General features: G+C 67.7%; 22 protein-coding genes. 14 read left to right on the top strand and 8 right to left on the bottom strand.

Translation table 11 applies throughout. The features are described 5' to 3' along the window. Positions 1-15: 15 nt before the first annotated feature. Complete coding sequence (locus C7416_RS01595; RefSeq protein ID WP_062803537.1) at positions 16-249, bottom strand: hypothetical protein; 234 nt, start codon at positions 247-249, stop codon at positions 16-18. A 162-nt stretch (positions 250-411) separates the two neighbouring features. On the opposite strand from C7416_RS01595, the gene C7416_RS01590 reads away from it, so the two are divergent. Next, positions 412-885 carry a DM13 domain-containing protein gene (locus tag C7416_RS01590; protein ID WP_111516805.1) on the top strand — a complete coding sequence of 158 codons (474 nt, stop codon included), beginning with the start codon at positions 412-414 and terminating at the stop codon, positions 883-885. A gap of 185 nt (positions 886-1,070) precedes the next feature. Here C7416_RS01590 and C7416_RS01585 read toward each other — a convergent pair whose 3' ends face one another. Beyond that, positions 1,071-2,138, bottom strand: a complete 1,068-nt coding sequence (locus C7416_RS01585) for a porin (RefSeq protein ID WP_111516804.1) — start codon at positions 2,136-2,138, stop codon at positions 1,071-1,073. Between the two features lie 332 nt (positions 2,139-2,470). Between C7416_RS01585 and C7416_RS01580 the strand changes: the two genes are divergently transcribed. Beyond that, entirely contained in the window at positions 2,471-5,110 is a 2,640-nt protein-coding gene (locus C7416_RS01580; protein ID WP_111516803.1) for a penicillin-binding protein 1A, read from the top strand. 36 nt (positions 5,111-5,146) lie between these two features. Here C7416_RS01580 and C7416_RS01575 read toward each other — a convergent pair whose 3' ends face one another. Further along, positions 5,147-6,478, bottom strand: coding sequence for a DUF1501 domain-containing protein (locus C7416_RS01575; RefSeq protein ID WP_111517456.1), 1,332 nt, complete (start codon positions 6,476-6,478; stop codon positions 5,147-5,149). A 17-nt stretch (positions 6,479-6,495) separates the two neighbouring features. After that, positions 6,496-8,100 carry a DUF1800 domain-containing protein gene (locus tag C7416_RS01570; protein WP_111517457.1) on the bottom strand — a complete coding sequence of 535 codons (1,605 nt, stop codon included), beginning with the start codon at positions 8,098-8,100 and terminating at the stop codon, positions 6,496-6,498. Positions 8,101-8,294: 194 nt separating this feature from the next. Here C7416_RS01570 and C7416_RS01565 point away from each other — a divergent pair, with 194 nt between their 5' ends. Together C7416_RS01565 and C7416_RS01560 are read left to right on the top strand one after the other, a co-directional pair. Continuing rightward, a complete protein-coding gene (locus C7416_RS01565; RefSeq protein ID WP_111516802.1) occupies positions 8,295-9,218 on the top strand; it encodes a DMT family transporter in 924 nt (307 codons plus the stop codon). Continuing rightward, a complete protein-coding gene (locus tag C7416_RS01560) occupies positions 9,202-9,966 on the top strand; it encodes a helix-turn-helix transcriptional regulator (protein WP_111516801.1) in 765 nt (254 codons plus the stop codon). Before C7416_RS01565 ends, C7416_RS01560 begins: the two co-directional genes overlap by 17 nt. Before the next feature lie 32 nt (positions 9,967-9,998). Here C7416_RS01560 and C7416_RS01555 read toward each other — a convergent pair whose 3' ends face one another. After that, positions 9,999-10,448 carry a group I truncated hemoglobin gene (locus C7416_RS01555; RefSeq protein ID WP_062803544.1) on the bottom strand — a complete coding sequence of 150 codons (450 nt, stop codon included), beginning with the start codon at positions 10,446-10,448 and terminating at the stop codon, positions 9,999-10,001. 226 nt (positions 10,449-10,674) lie between these two features. On the opposite strand from C7416_RS01555, the gene C7416_RS01550 reads away from it, so the two are divergent. After that, positions 10,675-11,478 (top strand): BPL-N domain-containing protein, encoded by an 804-nt coding sequence (locus C7416_RS01550; protein WP_111516800.1) that lies wholly within the window; start codon positions 10,675-10,677, stop codon positions 11,476-11,478. A gap of 11 nt (positions 11,479-11,489) precedes the next feature. Here C7416_RS01550 and C7416_RS01545 read toward each other — a convergent pair whose 3' ends face one another. Next, on the bottom strand, positions 11,490-12,644 hold the full coding sequence (locus tag C7416_RS01545; RefSeq protein ID WP_240988215.1) for a hypothetical protein: 1,155 nt from the start codon (positions 12,642-12,644) through the stop codon (positions 11,490-11,492). Positions 12,645-12,827: 183 nt separating this feature from the next. On the opposite strand from C7416_RS01545, the gene C7416_RS01540 reads away from it, so the two are divergent. The 6 genes from C7416_RS01540 to C7416_RS01515 all read left to right on the top strand — a co-directional run bounded on the left by C7416_RS01540 (position 12,828) and on the right by C7416_RS01515 (position 19,344). Then, positions 12,828-13,142 carry a DMT family transporter gene (locus C7416_RS01540; protein WP_062803546.1) on the top strand — a complete coding sequence of 105 codons (315 nt, stop codon included), beginning with the start codon at positions 12,828-12,830 and terminating at the stop codon, positions 13,140-13,142. 137 nt (positions 13,143-13,279) lie between these two features. Beyond that, the gene (locus C7416_RS01535; RefSeq protein ID WP_111516799.1) at positions 13,280-14,269 is read left to right on the top strand and encodes a sigma-54 interaction domain-containing protein; all 990 of its coding nucleotides are present in this window, start codon (positions 13,280-13,282) and stop codon (positions 14,267-14,269) included. 195 nt (positions 14,270-14,464) lie between these two features. Then, on the top strand, positions 14,465-15,826 hold the full coding sequence (locus C7416_RS01530) for an acyclic terpene utilization AtuA family protein (RefSeq protein ID WP_111516798.1): 1,362 nt from the start codon (positions 14,465-14,467) through the stop codon (positions 15,824-15,826). A 26-nt stretch (positions 15,827-15,852) separates the two neighbouring features. Continuing rightward, positions 15,853-16,224 carry a DUF4387 domain-containing protein gene (locus tag C7416_RS01525; protein WP_111516797.1) on the top strand — a complete coding sequence of 124 codons (372 nt, stop codon included), beginning with the start codon at positions 15,853-15,855 and terminating at the stop codon, positions 16,222-16,224. 105 nt (positions 16,225-16,329) lie between these two features. After that, complete coding sequence (locus C7416_RS01520) at positions 16,330-17,364, top strand: tripartite tricarboxylate transporter substrate-binding protein (RefSeq protein ID WP_111516796.1); 1,035 nt, start codon at positions 16,330-16,332, stop codon at positions 17,362-17,364. Positions 17,365-17,487: 123 nt separating this feature from the next. Further along, a complete protein-coding gene (locus tag C7416_RS01515; protein ID WP_111516795.1) occupies positions 17,488-19,344 on the top strand; it encodes an ABC transporter ATP-binding protein in 1,857 nt (618 codons plus the stop codon). Positions 19,345-19,390: 46 nt separating this feature from the next. On the opposite strand, the gene C7416_RS01510 is transcribed toward C7416_RS01515, so the two are convergent. Both C7416_RS01510 and C7416_RS01505 read right to left on the bottom strand, forming a co-directional pair. Beyond that, a complete protein-coding gene (locus tag C7416_RS01510; protein WP_111516794.1) occupies positions 19,391-19,717 on the bottom strand; it encodes a hypothetical protein in 327 nt (108 codons plus the stop codon). 33 nt (positions 19,718-19,750) lie between these two features. Next, positions 19,751-20,632 carry a helix-turn-helix domain-containing protein gene (locus C7416_RS01505; RefSeq protein ID WP_111516793.1) on the bottom strand — a complete coding sequence of 294 codons (882 nt, stop codon included), beginning with the start codon at positions 20,630-20,632 and terminating at the stop codon, positions 19,751-19,753. Positions 20,633-20,873: 241 nt separating this feature from the next. On the opposite strand from C7416_RS01505, the gene C7416_RS01500 reads away from it, so the two are divergent. From C7416_RS01500 to C7416_RS01490, 3 genes are all read left to right on the top strand, one after another. Continuing rightward, on the top strand, positions 20,874-22,112 hold the full coding sequence (locus C7416_RS01500; protein WP_111516792.1) for an MFS transporter: 1,239 nt from the start codon (positions 20,874-20,876) through the stop codon (positions 22,110-22,112). A 71-nt stretch (positions 22,113-22,183) separates the two neighbouring features. Next, complete coding sequence (locus C7416_RS01495) at positions 22,184-23,032, top strand: dihydroorotate dehydrogenase electron transfer subunit (RefSeq protein ID WP_111516791.1); 849 nt, start codon at positions 22,184-22,186, stop codon at positions 23,030-23,032. Then, positions 23,025-23,975 carry a dihydroorotate dehydrogenase gene (locus C7416_RS01490; RefSeq protein ID WP_111516790.1) on the top strand — a complete coding sequence of 317 codons (951 nt, stop codon included), beginning with the start codon at positions 23,025-23,027 and terminating at the stop codon, positions 23,973-23,975. The genes C7416_RS01495 and C7416_RS01490 overlap by 8 nt, the downstream gene beginning before the upstream one ends. The last annotated feature ends 9 nt before the right edge of the window (positions 23,976-23,984 follow it).

Genomic DNA, 23,984 nt, shown 5'->3' with positions numbered 1-23,984 from the left:
ACGCGCTGGCCGGCTTCAGCGCCGGCCCGATACGCCGTAGAACGTTCCTGCGCGTGGATTAGACACCACATAAGCGTGGCGCTGCGCCCAGAACTGTGCGGTACGGAAGGCTTCGGCCTCGCGCTCGCTCCAATCCGTTGCCAGCAACGGCAGGGCCTCGGCATCGGTGGTCAGGTAGACGCGCGCCTGGTAGCGCGCGGATTGCATCGTGCCGGTACGGATGGTGCGGATCGTGACGTGGAGGGTCATAGGCAGCTTCTCGACAGGGCAACTACCAGATCATAACCACTTCCATGTGTTGGATTGGTGAAACCGTTGCGAATGTGCCAAGGACGCCAACACGCCACGTTGCTGTCAGGTTCCAGCGCCAGCGCCGACATACCGCCATCACCGTCCCTTCCGGAGCCCGCCATGACTGCCAGGCCCGCCCTCCTCGTGCTGACCCACCTCGCCATGCTGGCGGTCGGCTTTGCCGCAGGCATCTATGTGCTGCCGATCCTGACGGCACAGCCTGGTGCCAGCGCCGGACAGGTGCGGGCGATATCGCAACAGGCGCGCTATGCCGGCACCTTCCGCAAGGACCTGGCCGGCAGCGACGCGCTGCACTGGGCCAGCGGCCGGCTCCATGTCTCGGCCAGGGCGCTCGCCTTCGAAGGCAGCGTGGCACCGGGGCCGGACTACCGGATCTACCTGGCGCCGGCATTCGTAGACAACAAGGAAGCCTTCCTGCGGATCAAGGACCAGTCCCTGCAGGTGGGTGAACTGAAGACCTTCGGCAATTTCACCGTGGAGTTGCCGGCCGGGGTGGATCCGTCCCGGTATGCGGCGGTGGTGATCTGGTGCGAGCGGTTCGGGCAGTTTATTGGGGCGGCGGCGTATCGGTAGGGACCGCGGGCTACGGAGCCATGGCGCCGATGGAACAGCGAAGCACTCGGCCAAAGGAAAAAAGGGCCGATCAAGGCAACCGGCCCAACGAACCCCGCAAGACCAGCCGCAGGTGTCGATATGAGAGTTAAGCACCCGCCCGTGCTGGCATGGCAGCCGGCCGGGCGGGCATCAGGCAGTGACGCTCAGAAGCGGTGACGCAGGCCGATGGTGGCGCCGGTCTGGTTCTCGCCGGCAACCACGGTGCCGACGCCGTTCAGGCCCAGCGCCGAGCCCGACTTGTTCTTCGAGTAGCCCACGTTCAGGTACACGTCGGTGCGCTTGGACAGCGAGTAGTCCGCCGACAGCACGAACATCCACGGATCCGCGTCGCTGTTGCGCGTGTCGTTGTAGTACGCCGCGCCGGTCACCAGGAACGCCGGGGTGAAGCGGTACTGCGCGCCGGCCCAGTAGACGTTGCTGCGGGTCGTGGCCGCGGTGGCGCTGGACACGCCGTCGTCGCGTAGCCAGCGGTAGCCCGCGAACACCTTGGCGCCGCCGAAGGCGTAGGCCGCGCCCACTGCCGCGCGCTTGGCGGCGCGGTCCTGCAGCGCCACCGTGCCGCCCTGGAACTGGTCGTACGCCGCGCCGACCGAGAAGCCGCCAGCCGCATACGACAGGCCACCGCCGAAGTTGCGCCCGACCTTGGTCTCGCCCGGGATTTCGTTGTTGTCGCGGCCGAAGCTGTAGAAGCCGGTGGCGGTCAGGCCGCCGAACTTGCCGGTGTACTTGACGGCGTTGTCGGCGCGGCCGTTGAAGGCCGAGTCGACGCTGTTGAGCGAGTAGCGCGGGCCCACGCCCATCGGGTCGAAGGCACCGAACAGGTCGTACAGCGCGTTCTGCTGGCGGCCCAGCGTGACCGCGCCCCAGCCGCCCTGCAGGCCGACGTAGGCCTGGCGGCCGAACAGGCGGTTGCCCTGGCCCGAGGTGCCGGTGTCGACGTCGAAGCCGCTTTCCAGCACGAAGATGCCCTTCAGGCCGCCGCCCAGGTCTTCGGTGCCACGCAGGCCCCAGCGCGAACCGGACAGGTTGCCCGAGTTCAGGCGCACGGCCGTGCCTTCGGCGCCGCCGCTGCCCGGCACGTTGCTGATCACTTCGACGCCGGCGTCGACGATGCCGTAGAGCGTCACGTTGGACGTGGACTGGGCCGACGCCACCCCGGATGCGGCCGACGCGGCCGCTGCTGCCGTCATTGCAAGGAGAGCTTTCTTCACTGTAGTTTCTCTGTGTTCTGTTTGAGGCACGACACCGCACCGGACCCAAGGCCCGATCGTCATGGCGAGTCATGTCAAGGCATGACGATCGGGGCCCAGCCGGGCAACCCGGCAACGGCGCATCGTCCGCACGAGTGGCGGCCCCGGCATTGTGGCGGCGCAATATGAAAGCTTTGTGACCCATGCTTCGCAGCAGGAAGTGGCGCATCGCGCCCGGATGGGGGTTTTCCCTGTAACGGGCGGGAACGTTTTGGTAGGATGCAGGCTTTTCCGACGACGGTAATGCCAGTGTTCCGTGCCGCCCCGCGCCTGTGCCTCGACCGCTTCGCCTCATGAAGCTGGCTGAGATCAAGACCCGGCTTGCCCCGCTGCTTGCCTCGTTCCCGGCTTCACTGCCTGCCCCCCTCCGGCAAGGCCTGTCCCGACTGGCGGCGCGCACCGCGCGCGCCGGCCTGACCCGGCCCGGCACGCTGCGCCCCACCCGGCGCGGCCTGCTGTTCGGCGTGGCCGCGCTTCCGGCGGTGCTGCTGCTCTATGTGCTGGTGCTGATCCCGTTCACGCCGGGCATCAGCGATATCCGCAAGGCCAAGTCCGAGCAGCCGGCCCAGGTGCTGTCCGCCGACGGCAAGGAGCTGGCGGTGTTCAAGTGGGCCAACCGCGACTGGGTGCCGCTCAAGCAGATCTCGCCCAACGTGGTGGCGGCGCTGATCTCCACCGAGGACCACCGCTTCTACCAGCACCACGGCCTGGACTGGCGCCGCATCGCCTCGGCCGCGCTGCATACCTTTTCCGGCGACCGCCAGGGCGGGTCCACCATCACCCAGCAGCTGGCGCGCAACCTCTATCCCGACGAGATCGGCCGCGCCCCCACGCTGACGCGCAAGCTCAAGGAAGCGATCACCGCGCTGAAGATCGAGGCGCTCTACACCAAGGACGAGATCCTCGAGACCTATCTGAACACGGTGCCGTTCCTGTACAACGCCTTCGGCATCGAGATGGCGGCGCGCACCTACTTCGACCGCCCCGCCCGCTCGCTCGACGTGCTGCAGAGCGCCACGCTGATCGGCATGCTCAAGGGCAACAGCTACTACAACCCGGTGCTCAACCCCGAGCGCGCGCTCGACCGTCGCAATACCGTGCTGGGGCAGATGGTCAAGCGCGGCAAGCTCGACGCGGCGCGCTACGAGCAGTTGAAGAAGCGCCCGCTGCGCATCGACTTCGAGCGCCAGACCGAGCCGCCCGGCCCCGCCCCACACTTTGCGCAGCAGCTGCGCAAGTGGCTGATCGGCTGGGCCGACCGCAACGGCTACGACATCTACGCCGACGGCCTGGTGGTCCACACCACCATCGACGCGCGCCTGCAGGCCATGGCCACGCAGGCCGTGGTGCAGCAGGGCAACCGGCTGCAGGCGGTCGCCAACGCCGCCTGGGCGCCGCGCGCGGGCTGGGCCGCCAACAAGCCGCTGGTGCAGGCCTTCGTGCGCGAGACCCCGGAGTACCGCGCCGCCGTCGCCGCCGGCACCGCGCCGGACGAGGCGCTGCGCCACCTGATGGCCGACAGCGCCTTCCTGCGCGCGCTGCACCAGAACAAGACCCGGATCCAGGCCGGCTTCCTGGCCATCGACCCGCGCAACGGCGAGATCCGCGCCTGGGTCGGCAGCCGCGACTACAGCCAGGACGCGTTCGACCACGTGCAGCAGGCGCGCCGCCAGCCGGGCTCGACCTTCAAGCCCTTCGTCTACGGCGCGGCCTTCGACGAGGGCAAGACCCCCGACGACACGCTGGTGGACCAGCCGGTGGAAATCGAGCTGGCCGGCGGCGAGATCTGGCGTCCCAGCGACGAAGGCCGCCCCACCGGCCGCGCCATGACGCTGCGCGATGGCCTGGTCTATTCGCGCAATACCATCACCGCGCAGCTGATGCAGGAAGTGGGCCCCGCGCGCGTGGCACGGCTGGCGCGCAACATGGGCGTGCGCGACAGCCAGCTCGACGTGGTGCCGTCGCTGGCGCTGGGCACCAGCCCGGTCACGCTGAAGGAAATGGTGGCCGCCTACGGCACCATCGCCAATGCCGGCGACTACATCGCGCCGACCATGGTGACGCGCATCGAAGACCGCCAGGGCAATGTGCTGCAGGTGTTCCGCCCGGCGCGCGCCGAGCACGCGCTGTCCGCCGCCGCCACGCAAACCCTGCTCGACGTGATGCGCGACGTGATCGACCGCGGCACCGGCGCGGGCATCCGCTCGCGCTTCGGCATCCGCGCCGACGTCGCCGGCAAGACCGGCACCACCCAGGACAATGCGGACGGCTGGTTCATCCTGATGCATCCGGAACTGGTGGCGGGCGCCTGGGTAGGCTTCAACGACAGTCGCATCACGCTGCGCAGCGACTACTGGGGCCAGGGCGCGCACAGCGCGCTGCCGATGGTTGGCGACTTCTACCAGCGCGCGCTGCGCGGCCGCATCATCGACGGCCGCGCGCGCTTTGCCGAGCACGAGGAAACGCATCTGTTCGCCTCGCTCGGCACGCAGCTGCGCGGCTGGTTCAGCCAGCTGTTCACGCGCGACAAGGCCAGCGAGACCCCGGCACCGCGCCCGGCACCGCGCCGCCCGGCGTTGCCGGCGCAGGAAGCCGAGATCGCGCCGCCGGCAGCCGCGGCCTCGGCCGCGATGGCGGACGCAGACCACGATGAATCCAGCCTGGCGCTGGATCGGGGGGAAACGGTGATGGCGGTGCCGCCCCCGGACGTCGCCGCGGGCAGCGCGCCGGCTGCGCCGCCCCCGGCCCATGAACCGGTCCCGGCACCGACCCTGCCCCCCGCGGCTCCGGCTCCGGCTCCGGCTCCAACGCCAACGCCAGCGCCAACGCCAACGCCAACGCCAACGCCAACGCCAACGCCAGCACCAGCACCAGCACCAGCGGCGATCACGCCGCTCGCACCCACCATCATCACCCCGGCCGGCCAACGGTGATCGCTGAACCAGGTGTTCCGTCTGCCGGAGCGCGGTTCACACCAACCCGATATCCCGCCCCGCCACCCCCGGAAACACCTGCGCCAGCCGCGCCGCATCCAGCCCGTACAACCTGCGGAACACCCCGCCCAGCAGCGCCCGGTACTCGTTGCGCACCGGCCAGTCGCGATCCTGGTTGAGCGTGGCCGCTGCCACCGCGACCTGCTCGCCGGCGATGCGGCCGCCGCGCACGCTTCCGCCCAGCACCCAGTAGACCGTGCCGTGACCGTGGTCGGTGCCGCGCGTGCCGTTCTCGCGGAAGGTGCGGCCGAACTCGGACAGCACCACCACGGTGGTCTTGGTCCATGCGGGCCCCATCTCTGCGGCAAAGGCCGACAAACCGCGGCCCAGGTTGTCGAGCAGCCCGGCCAGCTGGCCCTGCGCGGCACCCTGGTTGACGTGGGTGTCCCAGCCGCCCACGTCGATAAAGCCCAGGTTGAAGCGCTCGCGCATCAGCCCCGCCATGCGCCGGGCCTCGACCTCGAAGCCGCGGGCGCTGAGCGCGCGCCGGCTGGCGGCCTGCATTTCCTGCTGGCGCGACGCCATCGTGGCCGGGCCGGCGCGAGCCATGCCGCCCCCTGGCGCTTCCGCCTGCGCCTGGCGCGCGACGGTCTCGCGCAGCTCGAAGCCCTCGTCGATCAGTGACTCGAAGCGCGTGCCGCGATACATCTGCGCCAGCAGCCGCGCCTGGCGCGCATCGAACGGGGCGCGGCCGCTGCCCTTGAGCGAGACATTGGGCACGTCGCGCGGGCCGGACAGCACCAGCGGCAGTCCGTCGGTGAACGCCACCGGCGCGGCCTGGCCGCCCATGGCCTGGGCCAGCCGGTTGAGGAAGCCGCTGCCGCGCAGCGCCGCGGTGGCCTGGCGGCTTTCGTCATGCCCGGGCAGGCCAGCTTCGATGCCGTCCTGGGTCTCGAAGTGGCTGCGCGACAGGTCGTGCGTGCCGGCGAACGGCACGAAGGCCAGCTGGCCCTGCTGCCACAACGGCAGCAGCGTCGGCGCCAGCGCCGGGTGCAAGGCCCAGTCGCCGATGCCGCGCGCGGTGCTGTCGGCGCCAAAGGCGGATGCCAGCGGCACCGCGGCATTGGGATCCGCGTCGGCACCCGCCGCCGGCGGGCGGCGGATGGCGATATTGGGACGCGCCGCGTAGTAGAAGTCGCTGCCGGCCGGCACCAGCACGCTGGCCGCGTCATAGCCGCCGCGCAGGAAGACCAGCAGGAAGCGCGCGTCGGCCTGCGCGGGCAGCGCGTAGACGCGCGAGGCGATGACCGGCAGCGCCAGCCCGAGCGCGGCGCCTCCCATCGTCTTGAGCCATTGTCGGCGTTGCATGGTGCTCTCCGTTGCCTTCAGCGCTGCATCCATTCGGGCGAAGCCAGCAGCAGGGTGTTCCATTCCGCCTGCGACTCAGCCTGGTTCAGCGCGGCGCGCGTGGCGGGACCAAGGGTGGCTTCGATCGCGTCGTAGTAGAACTTGTTGCCGATCGTCGGGAAGCGCGCGCCGCGCGGCGTGGTGCCATCGCTCGCGAACAATCCCGCCGGCCCCGAGCCGATCGCGCGCGCGATCTCGAAACGCCGCACCATCTGCCCCGAACTGGCCCACGCACTTTCCGCCGACGGGTAGCCGTCGGGCGCCACATGGCCGTACAGCGGTTCGCCCAGCTGGTTCAGCCAGTTCATCACCGGGCGCAGGTTGGCCACCTGCCGGCCTTCATACGCCAGCCGCAGCGACGACACCACATAGACCATCGGGTCCTTGAACTTGCGCGGCAACGCGCCCGCCTGCCGGTCCAGCTCGGGCGCCAGCAACATGGTGCGCAGCACCGCGGCGATATCTCCATCGGTACGCGTGAAGGTCTGCGCCATGCGCTCGACCACCGCGACAGGCGGGTTGTCGGCGATAAAGTGGGCCGCGAGCCTCGCGCTGACATAGCGCGCCGTGGCCGGCTCGCGCGCCAGCATCGACACCGCGCGCGCCACTTCGTCGAAACCGGACGGCTCGATGCGCTGGCCCAGCAGCAGCTTGGCGCCGAAGTCGTGGCGTGCGGGATTGAACTCGAACAAGCCGTCACTGCGGTACAGGCCCGCACGCGCCGGCGGTAGCTGTGGCGGCGGCGTGCCGCGCAGGTTCACGCCCACGCCGGTCAGCACGCGCGCCAGTTCCTGCACGTCCTGCTGCGTATAGCGCGATCCGCTGGGCCCGCCGGAGACGCCCAGCGTATGCAGTTCCATCAGCTCGCGCGCGTAGTTCTCATTGACGCGGTTGGCGCTGCTCTGGGCATTGTCGAGATAGACCAGCATCGCCGGCGCGGTCACCGTCGCCATCAGCAGGTCGCGAAAACGGCCGAGCGCATGCGGCCGGATCGCGCGCTCTTCGTACTCGGCCAGCAGCAGCCCGACCTGGCCCTTGCCCGCATAGACGTTGAAATGGTTCATCCAGAACCATGTCATCTGCTCGCGCAGCTGCGCCGGCGAATACAGCGCGCGCAGCAGGTGGCGCCGCGCCACATCGGCCACGATCTCGCGGCCCTGCAGGTTGAGCGCCTGGCGCGCCTGCTGCCGGCTGGTGTCGTCGGGCAGTGCATCGATGCGCTGGCGCGCCTCGCGCGCGGCCTGGACCTGCGCGGCGGCGCCGTCGCGCAGGTTGGGCAAGGCCGCGATGGCGGCCGCCAGCTCGGGCGGATCGGCCAGCGGCAGCGCCAGTTGCTGCGCAAGGAAGTCCTTGCGGCCCAGCCGGCGCAGCGCGTCCAGCGACGCCTCGTCGGCGCCGTAGGTGACGGTATTGAGCCAGCGCAGGTCGGCGGCGGCCGTGGCGCCACGGTCGTCGCCGTTGCCCCGCCCCGCCTGCAGCTCGGCACAGCCAGCCAGGCAAGCGGCCAGCGCCAACGCCGCGGCGGCACGCCAGGCGGTCACGCGCCCGCGGCCAAGTGGTCTTGGATGCTGCGCTGGATCCATGTGGTCCACCTCTTTCGATTCGATCCCCATCCACATGTTACGTGGCAAGCCCGGGCCGGTTGACGCGGCGACGCTACACGAGTGTTACCAATGCTTTCAGTGGGCGATTGCCGGAATTGCCAAGACAGCGGCGCCGCGCCTCGCTAGCCTTGCGCTTTGCCCTTCCCGCTACCGCAGCGGAAACGCCTGCCAACATGTCGCGCCCCTTGTCCACTGTCGCCTGGCTGCCCGCCATGGCCTTCGTCCTGATCTGGTCCACCGGCTTTATCGTCGGCAAGGCGATCGTGCCGCTGGCCGACACCAGCCTGTTCCTGCTGGGCCGCTTTGCCGTCGCCGGGCTGATGTTCGTGGCCTGGTCGCTGGCCGCGCGCGCGGCCTGGCCGCCGCTGCGCGAGGCGCCGCGCCACCTGCTGGCCGGCGCGCTGATGCAGGGCCTCTACCTGTGCGCCGGCTATGGCGCCGTTGCCAGCGGCCTGCCGCCGGCGATCATGGCCCTGCTGGGCGCGCTGCAGCCGCTGCTGACCGCTCTGCTTGCCATCCCCCTGCTGAAAGAGCTACCTTCCAGGCGGACCTGGCACGGGCTGGCGCTAGGTGCGCTCGGGGTTGCGCTGGTGGTCGCCCCCGCCCTGCAGGCTGGCCCGCACGGCGCGGCCGGCGCGGTATCGCCCGGGATCGTGCTGCTTGGCGTGCTGGCCATTATCTCCATCACCATGGGAACCCTGTTGCAGAAAACCGCCATCGCCACCTGTGACCTGCGCGCCAGCTCGGCGTGGCAGAACCTGGGCGCCATGCTGGTCGCCGCCGCGATGGTGGCGATCCAGGCAGCCGGCGCGCCGCTGCACTGGCACGGCGGGCCGGCGCTGTGGGCCGGGCTGGCCTGGGCCGCCATCGGCCTGTCCGGCGCCGGTACATGGCTGCTGGTCAGCCTGGTGCGGCGCGGCCAGGCCGCCAACGCCGCGGCGCTGATGTTCCTGGCGCCGCCGCTGGCGGCGCTGCAGGCCTGGCTGCTGTTCGGCGAGCGCCTCGGTGCCGTGCAGATGCTGGGCATGGCGGTGGCAGGGGCCGGCGTCTGGCTGTGCCAGACCCGCGGCAGGATGCGGCATGCCGAAGCCCGCTGAAGCGCGCGCCGCGCCGCTGGTCGAGCACCGGCGCTACCGGCCGCAGCCGGAGGGCCACCAGCACGGCTACCACCAGCTGCTGTTCGGCCTGGCCGGCGCTTCCGAACTGGAGCTCGACGGCCACCTCTACCGCGTCGACGACCGCACCGGCCTGATCGTGCCGGCCGGCAGCCATCATGACTACATGGGCTACCAGGGGAACCTGCAGCTGGTGGCGGACTTTCCCGCGCAATCGGTGGCGCTGCCCGCGCGGCTGATGGCGCGTCCGCGCGCGTTCGCGCTGGACGGCGCCCTTGGCAACCGGGTGCGGGCGCTGGCGGCGGGGCGCACGGCGTTGGCGGCACGCGCGCCGCAGGCAGACTGGCACCTTGCGGCAACCCTGGCCGCGACGCTGGCCGACAGCCTCGGCATGCCCGCCGACCGCGAGGTCTTTCCGCTGATGGCCGTCGATGCCCACCTGCGCGCCAACCTGGCCGCGCCGCTGCGCGTGCCGGAACTGGCCGCGCATTTCGGCTGGAGCGTGCGGCGCTTCCAGACGCTGTTCGCCGAGGCCTTCGGCGATACCCCGCACCGCTACCAGACCCGGCTGCGCCTGGACCGGGCGCTGCAGTGGCTGTCGAACTCCCGGCTGCCGCTGGCCGAGATCGCGCTGATGTCAGGCTATCCGGACCAGACCACGTTCACGCGCAGCTTCACGCGGCGCTTCGGGCTACCGCCGGGAGCATGGCGGGCCGCCGCGCGCGGCTGAGACCGAGCGTGCTGACCGCCTTGCGCGACTGGTTAGCGAGAGACGATATCCTGGCGCATCGGCCCCAGAATCCCCAGCAATTCCTTCTGCTCGCGCGCCGGCACCTTGAACTTGTTGAGCGATTTCACCAGGTCATCGACCAGCGCATCGAAATCGTCATTGCTGATGGCCATGCCGGCATGGGCGGTTTTCATATCGCGGCCCGAATAGGTACAGGGCCCGCCCGTACCCGCGCAGATCTGTTCGACCAGCCGGGTCTTCAGCCGCGGAATATTGGCATTGGCGAACCTGGCATTGATGCGCGTGTCGGTTGCCACATTACCGACAAAATCGTCGACCACCGCGGTAATCGCCGGCATGCCGCCAAGCCGGTCGTATAACGACGAAGTCGTGGCAGGCTTGGCACGATCCGGCGTTGCGCAACCGGCAAGCGCAAACACCGCCGTCAGAAGAAATCCGCACAGAACAGCAGAGATACGCATGGCTGCCTCCTTCCCTTACCGAGTGGTTACCGGTGAGTTTCCGGATCGGAGCCAGCGCCGCCGCGGCGTAAATTGCATTGTCAACTTGCGAGGGTCAGGCCGACAGCGCCGGCTTCGGCTGTTTCAGCATAGCAGGTTGGTTTTGCCTTGCTTTCATGCCGATGACGGCATGGCGTTTTCGATACCAAACGGCTAGAGTCGGAGACGACAAGACACGGATGCGGCCATGCCCAAGCCACAGATCCTTACCTATGTCGACGCCGGCGCGTCGGACTGGACCGCATGCCTGATGCGCACCATCGGCCATCAGCTGCCTGCCGGGGCCTATGAGATCCGTGCGGTGATAGCCAGCGAGATCCGGCACGACGCCACGCTGTTCGACGATGCGGTGATGTTCGTCATGCCGGGCGGCGCCGACCTGCCCTATTGCGCCTTGCTGAACGGCGCGCCGAACGCGCGCATCCGGCAGTTTGTCGAACGGGGCGGCGTCTACTTCGGCATCTGCGCGGGCGCGTACTACGCCTGCGGCGAGCTGGCGTTTCATGCGGGCACCCGCGGCGCCATCTGCGGCCCGCGCGAACTGCGCCTGGTCGATGCGGTGGCGGTCGGCTCGCTGCCCGAACTGACCGGCGGCAAGCTCTATGACGGCACACCGCGCACCACGGCCGCGGCGGAACTGCGGACCACAGACAAGCTGACCGAAGTCCCGCTGTCGGTCTACACGCATTACCACGGCGGCTGCCGCTTCGACTTCGCCGATACCCCCGGGCCCGGGACCGAGGTGCTGGCTGTCTATGCAGGCATCGCCGGCACACCGCCCGCCATCGTCAGCGCGCAGGTTGGCCAGGGCCGCGCGCTGCTGAGCGGGGTCCATCTGGAGATTTCGGAGCGGGAGTGCAAGGATGCGTTGCGCGGACACAGCGACATGTCCGAATACCTCCATGTGTGCGACCGGCTGGCGGAAACGGGCGATGCGCGCCTGGCGATGTTTCGGCAGTTGCTGGCGCAGGGTGGGCTCGAGCTGGGCTGAAGAGGCGGCACCTAGCGCGCCAACTTTCCCTCCGCATCCTCGTTAAAGTGGTAAAGGTGTGTATTGTCCGGCGCCTCGCTGACGCCCTCGCCGCTCGGACGGAATTCGATATGGCGCTGGAATTTTTCGCTGTCGCCCCGGGCATCGCGCTCGGCGGCCTGCAGCGCCTCGGCATAGGGCATCGGGTCCTTCGATTTCTCGATTTCCAGCAGCAAGGTCTGTTCGTTGACCCGCACGCTGTACTTGCCAAGATTGAACAGCAGGTACATCGCCAGCAGGTTGTCATAGTCCTGGTAAGCCCCGGCCTCGCGGCGGAAGTCGAGCGACAGCACCGAGGGAAAGCGGTCGGGCAGATCCTTGAAGGCGATCTTCTCTTCCTCTTGCGGATCGACATAGGTCGAGCCGCGGTATTTCTTGTACAGCACCACATCCATGCCGTAGTGGCGCTGGCCCCATTCCCGGATCAGCTTCATCGCCATCTCGGTCGGGATATTGGCGGTGGCTGCCGCGATCATGCGCTGCCCTGAAAACAGCGTCGCGCCGGTCACTGCCAGATCGCGGTAGCCGGCGCCATACTTGAAGGCGGCGCCGATGGTCTTGGCGCAGTTCAGGCGCAGGTAGTCGTAGCGGATCGGCCCGTGGTGATATTCGGTGTTGCTGCGCTGCTGGTGATAGTCATCGTTGATGCGGCGGAAGTACGCGGCCAGCGCCGCCTTGTCCACCGCCGGCACGCCGTAGACCCGCACCCCGATGACCGAACGCTTGTAGATCTCGCCGAAGTCGAGCCCGAACGATGCGGTCTCGGCGACCGTGGATACGGTCTTGAACAGATATTCCTGCTTGGGGATGGCGACCATCAGGTCGGCGATGTAGCGGCCGCTCGCGTGCGCGGGGTCGCGGTCGGCGTAGAAGTTGGCCGAGTACACCCTCTCTTCGCCCGCCGCATCGTCACGCAGCGCCAGCGCGATATGGCCGGCGGATCCGCCCTTGGAGGTGCCGAAGCTGATCAGCAGTTCCAGGTCATAGGGGTCCTCTCGCAGCCGTGCGGCTATCTGTTCGAGGTTGGCGGGCTCGGGCCCGCCCTTGCTGCCGAATTCGCTGGCCAGGGCCAACTGCGGCAAGAGCAACACCATCGCGACGAACCACAGCACCGACCTCGTTCTCATAATTCCCCCCGATTCTGGACGACCCAGGGCATGACCATGACATGCCGACGATACCATGCTGCACCTCGCCACGGCGCTCGCCCGCCCCGGCGATCCGGTACAATGCCCCACTTTCGAGGACGACCTCGCCCGCAACCGGGTATGAATGTCCGGGACGGCCCGGCTCTTGATCAAGGAGCCATCATGGCTTGGATATATCTCGTCATCGCCGGAGTGCTGGAAGTCCTTTGGGCGTACTCCATGAAGCTGTCCGAGGGCTTTTCGCGCCCCGGCTACTCGGCCATCACCATCGTGGCCATGATTGCCAGCTTCGCCCTGCTTTCCCTGTCCATGAAAAGCCTGCCGCTCGGCACGGCCTATACCATCTGGACCGGCATCGGCGCCGTGGGCGCGTTCCTGGTGGGACTGTTCGTGCTGGGCGAACCGGCCAGCGCAGTCAGAATCCTGGCGGCCGGGCTGATAGTCAGCGGCTTGGTCATGATGAAGATGGCTTCCTGAAGCTTCGGCATGGATTGGCTTGCGCCGGGCTGCTGAATCCCGGGCCACGGCTGCCCTGCCCGCTCGTTTAGAATGCCTCGCACGCGCCGCGATTCGGACGGATCCGGCGCGTTGCCTTGTCATTCACACCGTGCGCAATGAATGCTCCCCTGGAACTCGTCGGAAACCATCCGTCGGTCGCCGCCCTGCGCGACCTGGTCGCGCGCGTGGCGAAAAGCCAGGCGCGTACCGTCCTGCTCTACGGTGAAACCGGCACCGGCAAGAGCCTGGTGGCGCGCCTGCTGCACCAGCAGTCCAGCCGCGCGGACGCGGAGTTCATCGACATCAATTGCGCGGCGATCCCGGGGCAACTGCTGGAGTCCGAGTTGTTCGGCCACGAACGCGGTGCATTCACCGGCGCGGTAGGCAAGAAGGAAGGGTTGATCGAAGCCGGCAATGGCGGCACGGTGTTCCTGGATGAGGTGCGGGAGCTCGACCTGGTGATGCAGTCCAAGCTGCTGACGCTGCTGGATACCCGGCGCTTCCGTCGCGTCGGTGCGATCAGGCCGATCAGTGTCGACGTGCGCTTTATCGCCGCCACCAACAAGATCCTGCTCAGCGAAGTCAATGCCGGCAAGTTCCGCGAGGACCTGTACTACCGGCTGCAGGTCATCTCGATCAATATCCCGCCCTTGCGCGAACGCGGCGACGACATCCTGCTGCTCGCGCACAACGCGCTGCAGCGCTACAACCGCCAGTACGGCAGCCGCATGGAGCGGCTCGACCCGGAAGTCGAGCGCATCTTCCGCGCATACCGCTGGCCCGGCAATGTGCGCGAGCTGGAGAACCTGCTGGAGCGCATCTGCCTGCTCGAGCCGGGCCACTGCGTGTTGCCGGCCCACCTGCCGGCGCGCATCCTGCGCGAGATGAACCTCGGCGCGACGGCTCCGGCGGACCTGATGCCCATGCCTGCTGCGCCGGCCGGCCCGCTGGATTACCACGCCGCCACGGCACGGTTCCAGGCGGGGTTGATCGAACAGGCCCTGGCGGCCTGTGGCGGCAATCTCGCCGAGGCCGCACGCCGGCTTGGACTGAGCCGCCATGCGCTGCGGCACCAGATGGGCAAGCTCGGATTACCCGCCGGCTGACACGGCGCGCACTCCGCGCAATAGCGTGAAATTCACGCCACCCAGGCGCGTGAAAATCGCGCGCCATCCCCTCTCCTCACCACAAGCCTTTGATCTTCAAAGGAAATTCCAGCATCGTCCGGCTGGCACAGCTTCTGCGTATTGGGTGTCGCGTGACTCGCTCCAACGAAGCGACACCTAACCGGAGAATGTTGAATGCAGTCGCTGAAGATCATTTGCCCCAATGGCCATCTCGGCTTTGCCCCGCTGCGCACGGGCAGTTTCGAGATCGGCGTGGCCGCTGGACCGCACTACATCGCGGCCGATTCGGGCAGCGATGATGTCGGGCCGGTGCCGCTAGGCTCCGATACCTCCACCAGCCCCGAAGCGTGGCAGCGCCACGACCTCGAGCAGATGCTGCTGGCCGCGCGGCGGCTGGGCGTGCCGATGATCATCGGTTCGGCCGGCGATACCGGCACCAACAGCCGCGTCGACCGCTATGTCGAGATCCTGCGCGAGCTCGCGCTACGGCACCGCCTGCCGCGTTTCCGCATCGGGTATTTCTATTCCGAAGTGCCGAAGTCGCTGGTGCGGGAGCAAATGGGCGCTGGCGAAGCCATCCGCGGCCTCGATGGCTTTGCCGACCTGACCTTGTCCGAACTGGACGCCACCGACCGCATCGTCGCCATGGCCGGCGTGCATCCGTACCTGGAACTGCTGCGCCAGGGCGTCGACGTGATCATCGGCGGCCGCAGCTCCGATGCCGCGGTGTTCGCCGCGCCGGCGCTGCATCACGGCTTTGCCGCCGACCATGCCTACTACCTGGGCAAGGTGCTGGAGTGCGCCTCGTTCTGCGCGGAGCCGTACGGCGGCAAGGAAACCGTGCTGGGCGAAATCACCCGCGACGACGTCCGCGTCACGGCCATGCATCCCGAGCAGCGCTGCACCATTGCCTCGGTGGCCGGGCATGCGATGTACGAGCGCTCCAATCCGTTCGAGGAATTCGTCGCCGGCGGCCGGCTCGACATGAGCCAGTGCCGCTACGAACAGCTCGATCCGCGCACCACCCGCATCACCGGCGCCCGCTTCGAACCCGCGCCGCAGGTGCGCGTCAAGCTGGAAGGCTCGGGCAAGGTCGGCGAGCGCTACGTGGGCCTGTGCGGCATCCGCGACCCCTACACCATCGCCAACGTCGACCGCGTCATTGCCTGGGCGCGCGAACAGGTGCGCGCGCGCTTCGGCGACACCGGCTATTCGCTGCACTACAACGTTTATGGACGCGACGGGGTGATGGGCGAACTGGAACCGCTGCGCGACCGCCCCGGCCACGAGCTCTGCGTCATGGTGCAGGGCGTCGCGCCCACGCGCGAGATGGCGGAGGAAGTCGCGATGATCGGCCTGCGCCAGATGTTCTACGCGCGGCTGCCGGATGTGAAGGGCACCGCCGGCTCCGTATCGTTCCCGCTGGACGAAGTGCTGCATGCCAGCCCCGCCTATCGCTGGACGCTGAACCATACGATGGCAGTGCGCGATCCCCTCGCGCTGTTTCCCACCCATGTCGTCGAAGCCGGCGTTTGACGCGCCCCGTTGCCAAGGAAGCCACCATGACCATTGCCAGCCACCCATCGCCCTCCCCGGCCGCCGCCCCCACTACCGCATCGACGCTGCCGCTGCACGCGCTCGCCAAGACCATCCGCAGCAAGAACGCCGGGGTCAACAAGATCACCTTCGACATCATTTTCCGCGAGCAAGCCGAGTACGAACGGGTCAAGCGCTCCCGCGTGCTGACCCGCGAAAGCATGGCCGCGCTGTTCGGCGTCCCGGTCTCGCGCATTTCGGATTTCGTCGAATACGAGCCGGCCTTCGCCATCAAGTTCACCATGTACCGCGCGCAGCCCAGCGGCAGCGCGGGCGATGGCGACATTTTCGGCGCGCAGCAGTATGCGCCGCTGCTGACGCTGGAGATCCCGGCCTGATCCCTTCTGCGCGGCCTGCCGCGGTCCGGGTGGTCCGGGCCGCGCGCCGGCCGCTTCCGCAGCGTTGCCGCGCTGCCTTGCTGCAACACGATTTCGGAACGACGTATGGACAAGACCTGTTTCAAGCGCATCTGGCACCGGCTGGCGTGCCGCCTGCCCACGGCCGCAGCCGTGGCCGCGGCGGCGATGGCCGCCTCCCCGCTGTCCGCCACCGCTGCGCCGCCCGATCATGCAGCCACGGTCCCGCCGCTGATGCGGATCGTGGTGCCGTTCTCGGCTGGCGCCAGCAACGACGTGATCGCGCGCGCCATCGCGCCGGCGCTGGCGAAGCGCCTCGGCAACACCGTGATCGTGGAGAACCGCCCCGGTGTGGCGGGCGTGCTGGGCGCGGACTACGTGGCCAAGGGGCCGCGCGACGGCTCCATGCTGCTGCTGACGTCGTCGACCTTCCTGACCGCTGCGGCCACGCAGGCGCGCTCGCCGTATGACCCGCTGACTGCGTTCGCGCCGGTGGCGCTGGTGGCCGACGGTCCACTGCTGCTGGCGGTATCGTCCACCAGTGCGGCATCGCGGTCGATCCGCACGCCGGCCGATCTTGTCGCCGCGGCGCGCGCCAGGCCTGGGGCCATCAGCTATGGCTCGGCCGGGGTGGGCTCGCTCGGCCAGCTCGCGACCGAACTGCTGTGCGACACCTCCAAGGTCCAGATGATGCATGTGCCGTACAAGGGCGCGGCCAACGCGCTGATCGACCTGGCCGCCGGGCAGATCGACGTGATGATGTCGAACTACAGCTCGATCGCCACGCAGATCAAGTCCGGCAAGGTCAGGCCGCTGGCCGTGACCTCCGCGGCGCCGAACCCCGCGTTTCCGGACTTGCCTCCATTGGCCGCATCGGTGCCGGGCTATGGCATCGAGATCTGGGTCGGCGTGCTGGCGCCGGCGGGCGCGCCGGCAGCGCTGGTGCAGCGGCTCAATCGCGAGATCGCCGAGATCGCCGCGTCGCCGGAGGTGCGCGCGATCCTGGAGCCGGACGGCTCGCGCCCGCTGGCCGCGACGCCCGCGGAGTTCGGCGCGCGCATGAAGCAGGACCTGGCGCAGTGGAAGCGCATCGCCGTGGAACGCAAGATCGTCGCGGAATAGGCTCTGCCGCCACGCCCTGCACCGCCTGGCTGACGGGGGTAGAATCTGCGCCTCACACCGTCGAAGGCCGCCCGGTCCGCATGCCGGCTGGATCGCGGGCCTTCTGCCGTTTCGGAGGACCCCGTGCTGCGCGCGTTCGAACGTCTGCTTGATCCCTTCCCGCCCGACGAGGCACCGCCGCCGCCCAAGGGGCTGGCGGCCTTCCTGTGGGCCTGCACCCGCGGCACCCGCCGCTACTTCGTCGCGCTGGCGCTGCTGAGCGCCGGCGTGTCGATCTACGAAGCCTGGCTGTTCTCCTTCCTCGGGCAAGTGGTGGATCTGCTGTCGGCGTGGCAGGGTAACCGGGAAGCCTCGGCACAGGAGCAGCGCGTGCTGTGGGGGATCGGCATCGTGCTGGTGACCAGCATCGGCCTGGTGGCGCTGCGCACCATGGTGCAGCACCAGGTGCTGGCAATCAACCTGCCGCTGCGGCTGCGCTGGGATTTCCACCGGCTGATGCTCAGGCAGAGTCTGTCCTTTTTCTCCGATGAATTCGCCGGACGGGTCACCACCAAGGTCATGCAGACCGCGCTGGCGGTGCGCGAGGTGCTGTTCACCTTTATCGAGATCGTGCTCGCCATCGGCGTGTACTTCATCACCATCATCGCGCTGGCGGGCGGCTTCGATTTCCGGCTGATGCTGCCCTTCATCGGCTGGATCGTGCTGTTCGGGCTGGCCATGCTGTACTTCGTGCCGCGGCTGGGCAAGGTCGGGCAAGAGCAGGCCCATGCCCGCTCGTCGATGACCGGACGCGTCACCGACGCCTACACCAACATCACCACCGTCAAGCTGTTCTCGCACACCCGGCGCGAGGCGCACTTCGCGCGCGCGGCGATGGAGGATTTCAAGGAAACCGGGTTCCGGCAGATGCGCCTCGTCAGCCAGTTCGAGATCGTCAACCAGGCTTTGGTGGTGGCGCTGATCCTGGCGGCGGGCGGCTATGCGCTGTGGTTGTGGCATCGGGCCGAGATCGGCACCGGCGCGGTGGCCGCGGTCACCGCCATGGCGCTGCGCATCAACGGCATGTCGCACTGGATCATGTGGCAGATGGCCTCGCTGTTCGAGAACATCGGCACGGTGCAGGACGGCATTGCCACGCTGACGCATGTGGCCAAGGTACAGGATGTGCCCGGCGCGCCGGCGCTGCAGATCCGGCGCGGCGAAGTGGAATTCGACCAGGTCCGCTTCAACTACAACGGCGAACGCCAGGTACTCGACGGCCTCAGCCTGACCGTGCGTCCCGGGGAGAAGATCGGGCTGGTCGGCCGCTCCGGCGCGGGCAAATCCACGCTGATCAACCTGCTGCTGCGCTTCTACGACGTGGACAGCGGCCGCATCCGCATCGACGGGCAGGACATCGCCAGGGTGACGCAGGACAGCCTGCGCAGCGCCATCGGCATGGTCACGCAGGACACCTCGCTGCTGCATCGCTCGATCCGCGACAACATCGCCTACGGCCGCCCCAACGCGACCGATGCGGAGATCCGCCACGCCGCCGTGCACGCCCAGGCCGATGACTTTATTCGCCAGCTGAGCGACCAGCATGGCCACACCGGCTACGACACGCTGGTCGGCGAACGCGGCGTCAAGCTCTCGGGCGGCCAGCGCCAGCGCATCGCGATTGCGCGCGTGATGCTCAAGAACGCGCCCATCCTGCTGCTGGACGAAGCCACCAGCGCGCTCGACTCCGAAGTGGAGGCCGCGATCCAGGAAAGCCTCGACGAAATGATGGAGGGCAAGACCGTGATCGCGATCGCCCACCGCCTCTCGACCATCGCCGCGATGGACCGCCTGATCGTGATGGACCAGGGCCGCATCATCGAACAGGGCACGCACGCCGAACTGCTGGCGAAGAACGGCACCTATGCGCGGCTGTGGCGGCACCAGAGCGGCGGCTTTTTGGGGGAAGAGCAGGATGAGGTGTCGGAGTCGGTGCAGTAGCGCGGCGGGCGATCGTCAGGCACGGACAAGCCCCCATCTGGCCAACTCAAAAGAGCTGGCGCCGGCCATCATAGTCGAGAACGATCCGGTTCATCGCGCCCAGCAGCGCCTGTTCCCCGCCGCTAAGCGACTGCTCGATAGCGCGCATATAGCCCAGCAACTGCGCCTGGGCGGCATTGGCCACATCGGTGGTGATCCCCTCGTCGTCATGCAGGATCACATACGACCGCGCAAAACCGTAGACCAGAAAGTAGGCGGCGGCGTGGTCCGGATCGGCGGACATCAGGGCCAGCGATTGCTCCTTGACCTTGAGGAATGCGTCCGTCCCCGGAACGCTGCTGGCAAACTGCTCTGTAACCGTCTTGAAGTCCATGGATAGTCTCTCAGGGGAAAAAAAACGAACCGCTCAGACCTGCTGCAGCATGCGCCGCAACAGTCCGGCACCATCGGGGCCCTTGTAGGCGCGTTGCCAGAGTGCCTCGACCATGTTTGTGTAAAGCGATACCGCTTCCGGCGCGGCCGTGACCGAGGCGATGCCCGCCGAAATGTTGGGAAATTCGCCGAAGCGGAACGGACTGATGGCCACATACGAGCCGCTTGGCCGCTCGAAGATCTGGAACGTTGCGTGGGGCATGCTCTCGTTGACGATGCCGATCTGCATCCCCGCATGCTGCTGTTCCAGCAACACCGCGATGCGCTCCACTTCCGCGCGCGCCGCCAGCGATCGCTCCATCCGGGTCGCGGGAGGCAGGTCCATCCGGCCGATCAGCCCGAAATGGACGAATCTTTCAAGCTCGCGCAATCCGATCAAGCTGAGGATTGGCGCCGGGTGCGATGCATACGATTCCTTGCGCTCGCGCAGCAAGGCCATGACGGCCTGGATGCGGCCGTCGTCGTTGTCGCCGCTCTCTCTGAGCATCTGCTCAAGAAAGCGGTCATAGTCCGGCGAGGTCAGCAGGAACGAAATCGGCTCGAAATGCGCAAGGATCCGGGTCGCGCCCTGCTCGAGCTGGCGCATGCGTTCGATGTAGGCGATGGCTGACGGGTAGTATTCCGTGCCCGCGCCGAGGAGCGATTCCAGCGAGGTGTCGAGGATGCCGGCCAGGCGCTCGAGCGTCTCGATCTTGACGATCTCGCCCTTCTCCATGCGATAGACCGCTGCGCGGGAAATGCCCAGCACCTCGGCAATCTGCTCGGCCCGCAACTGCGCACCCAGGCGGTAGGCACGCAGCCGCGCGCCCAGCGCCTCGAAGTCGATCCCGCCGGTTCCGCTGGCGCGACGTTCCATATCTGTCTCAATAATTAGATTGATGTCACTATAGCATGGTGCCGGCGCGGCGCACATCCGTCGCTGCAATGCATAGGGAAAAACCCGGAAACATCCCGAAAGCGCTTGCCATGCTGCGCAATGCCGCATAGTCTAAAAAAATAGATTTTCACTAGCACTACAGAGCTTCCTTGTATCAATCGCCACCAGGAAAGCGCTGCAGTGCTTTTTGAGGCGTATTCAGTCTAAAAATGGAGACAACATGACAAGCCAGCCCCTGACCCAACCTGTAGCCGCGACGGAGGCGCCAACTTCGCCGTACGCGTGGAAGGCCCTGGCCGGCTCCGCCATCGGCTATGCCATGGATGGGTTCGACCTTTTGATCCTGGGCTTTATGCTGCCGGCGATCAGTGCCTCGCTGCTGCTGACCACCGGCCAGTCCGGTGCGCTGGTCACGTGGACGCTGGTCGGGGCCGTGGCCGGCGGCATCATCTTTGGCGCGTTGAGCGACCGCTATGGCCGCGTCAGGGTGCTGACCTGGACCATCGTCTTGTTCGCGGTATTCACCGGCATGTGTTCCCTGGCCCAGGGCTTCTGGGACCTGCTGGTCTACCGGACCATTGCCGGCATCGGGCTCGGCGGCGAGTTCGGCATAGGCATGGCGCTGGCCGCCGAGGCGTGGCCGGCCAGCAAGCGCGCACGCGTGTCGTCCTATGTCGCGCTGGGCTGGCAATCGGGTGTGCTGATGGCCGCGCTGCTGACGCCGTTGCTGCTGCCGCTGGTGGGTTGGCGCGGCATGTTCGTGATCGGCGTGCTGCCGGCCTTGGTGGCATGGTTCATCCGCAACCGGCTGCATGAGCCCGAAGTGTTTGTGCGCAGCGCACGCACGGAGAAGAAGCCCAATGCATTCAGGCTGCTGGTCGCGGATGGCAAGACCACCCGCACCAGCCTGGGCATCGTGATCCTGTGCTCGGTCCAGAACTTCGGCTACTACGGCATCATGATCTGGTTGCCCACCTACCTGTCCAAGGCGCTGGGCTTCTCGCTGACCAAATCGGCCTTGTGGACCTCGGTGACCATCGTCGGCATGATGATCGGCGTCTACGTCTTTGGCCACCTGGCCGACCGCATCGGCCGCAAGCCGACCTTCCTGATCTTCCAGGCGGGCGCGGTGGCAATGGTGCTGGCCTATGCCAGGCTGTCCGATCCCATGACCATGCTGTGGGCCGGCGCCGTCATGGGCATGTTCGTCAACGGCATGATCGGCGGCTATGGCGCGCTGATTTCCGAGGCGTACCCGACCGCGGCACGGGCCACCGCGCAGAACGTGCTGTTCAACATCGGGCGCGCCGTCGGCGGGCTGGGGCCGATCGTAGTCGGCGCCATCGCCGCGGCGTATTCGTTCCAGCTGGCGATCGCACTGCTTGCAAGCATCTACGTAATCGACATGATCGCCACCCTGTTCCTGATCCCCGAACTGAAGGGCGTGGAACTGGAATAACGCCGGAACTACTCACCAGCCATTCCTCCGCTGCGCCGCCCGGCGCAGCGCCATCCTCAGGAGTCACCAACATGTGTGCCACCGTGTGTAGCGCGGATTCCGCGGCTACCGTAGCCTCCTATCGCTGTCGAATCGTTGAACACTACCGGGTCAACCAGCGCTACAAGTACATCCGGCTCGAATCGGAGGCCCCGATCGCGGCGATGACCCGGCCGGGCCAGTTCTACCAGCTTAGCTGTCCCGCCACCGCCGAAGCCCAGCCCTTCCTGCTGCGGCCGATGAGCGTCTATGGCGCCGGCCCGGAAAGCGGGCGCATCGAGTTCCTCTACAACGTCACCGGCGTTGGCACGCGCGCGTTGGCCACGCTTCCGGTCGACGGCCACCTGGACATCGTCGGTCCGCTTGGCAACACGTTTACGTTCGAGCCCTCGTTCCGGCGCATTGTGGTGGTCGCGCGCGGCGTCGGGCTGGCGACGATGGCGCCGCTGATCCGCCAGGCTGCCGAGGCCGGCACGGCCATCACCGCGATCATGTCGGCACGCAGCCCGGCCGACCTGATGGAGAAAGAGTTTTTGCGCGGCGCCAGCGCCGAGGTGCACGCCGTGTTCGATGCCGACGGCACTTCCTCGGTCGAGGCGGTCGAGGCCCTGTCTCGCCGCCTGATCGACACGCAACGACCCGACGCTGTCTACACCTGCGGCTCGCACCGGCTGCTGATGCTGCTCCAGCGCGTACTGGAGGACCACCCTGCCATCCGGGGCGAGGTCGCGATGGAGCAGCGCATGGCCTGCGGCATGGGCGTGTGCCTGTCGTGCGTGCGGCTGTTCGATTGCGATGGCGACAAGCAGTTCCTGCGCGTCTGCCGCGAAGGTCCCGTTTTCAAGATTCGTGAAGTGGTTGGGGAGGTGGAATTTGACTGATCTGACTGTCCGGGTTGGCGACCTGACGTTGCGCAACCCCGTGATGCCCGCATCCGGCTGCTTCGCCATCGAGTACCGCGAGGCGATGGATCTCAACCGCCTGGGCGCACTGGTCATCAAGAGCGTCTCGCCCAAGTCTCGCGCGGGCAACCCCACCCCGCGCGTGGCGGAAACCTTCAGCGGAATGCTGAATTCGATCGGCATTCCCAGCAAGGGGCTCGACTACTACCGCAAGGAAGTGCTGCCCGCCTATACGCAATACGACACGCCCGTGGTCGTATCGATTTCCGCCGATACGGCCGAAGAGTTCGGCGCCGCCTGCGAAGAGATGTCGTTGCCGGAAGTCGCCGTGATCGAGGCCAATATCTCGTGCCCCAACCTGGAAGCCGACGGCATGGCCTTTGCCATGTTGCCCGAGACCACCTACAGGGCTGTCTCAGCGATCCGGCGTCGCACCCGGCACCCGTTCTGGGTCAAGCTGACGCCCAACGCGGGCAATATCGCCGCGGTCGCGCGCGCGGCCGAGGAAGCCGGTGCCGATGCGATCGTGATGGGCAACACCGTGCTCGGCATGGCCATCGATATCCGCACGCGCAAGCCCAAGCTTGGCAATGTCATGGGCGGCCTGTCCGGTCCGGCGATCAAGCCGGTTGCCCTGCGGCTGGTGCACCAGTGCTATCGCGCCGTGCGCATCCCCATCATCGGCTGCGGCGGCATCCAGAGCGCCGAGGACGCGATCGAGTTCATGCTGGCGGGGGCGTCGGCGATCCAGGTCGGCACCGCCTCGTTCCGGGATCCCGGCATCATGCCGAAGATCATCGCCGGGCTCGACGCGTACTGCGAGCAAGCCGGCATCGCCTCGATCCGCGACCTGACCGGGCAGGTGATCCTCGACCGCCAGCTCAGCGACCGCTGGCTGCGCTTCGCGCAGCAGTCGGGTTGAGCAACGGGA

It is taken from the genome of Cupriavidus phytorum, assembly GCF_003254285.1.
GTDB lineage: Bacteria > Pseudomonadota > Gammaproteobacteria > Burkholderiales > Burkholderiaceae > Cupriavidus > Cupriavidus phytorum.
This window is presented reverse-complemented; position numbering and strand designations above follow the sequence as displayed.